Annotated in this window: 1 pseudogene; it reads left to right on the top strand. The window is 58.9% G+C overall.

What is annotated here, in order from left to right:
- Positions 1–212 (top strand): annotated as a pseudogene (locus EN859_RS35390) (hypothetical protein); the annotation flags it as partial.
- Between the last annotated feature and the right edge of the window lie 233 nt (positions 213–445).

Genomic DNA, 445 nt, shown 5'->3' with positions numbered 1-445 from the left:
CCGCAAGCAGCACCGCCGATGTCGACGATCATGTGACCGCCGCGACCGGCGACAAGGTCGAGGTCAGCGCCAGCGGCATCCAGGTCACGCACCGCAACGGAATGAAGGAGACGATCGAGAACGGCCGGTTCAGGATGGAGGACAAGTTCGGACGCACCATCGTCGAGCGCAGGGCCACCGTGGCGGATCTCGATCGCCTGAAGAGTTTGTGAGAGCGAGGTTCTATCTGGATTTAGATCTTAAGGGACCAAAAGCCAGCGCTGCAAAATCAGGTTGCCACCTTTTGCTTCGTCTCTTTGGTCCTGATCGTCTTACGACAGAACTCCCGCTGCTCACCTTGCCCCCGCCTTTTGGCGGGGGTACTTTTTTGTGCCCTTGAATGATGATCGGGGGCGGACCTTGGCGCAGGCCCCAACCGGGGAGAAATCCATCTGCGCAATCAAAG

It is taken from the genome of Mesorhizobium sp. M00.F.Ca.ET.216.01.1.1, from assembly GCF_004010325.2.
Taxonomy (GTDB): Bacteria; Pseudomonadota; Alphaproteobacteria; order Rhizobiales; family Rhizobiaceae; genus Mesorhizobium.
The sequence above is the reverse complement of the archived record's forward strand: the minus strand, read 5'-3'. Positions and strand labels throughout refer to the sequence as shown.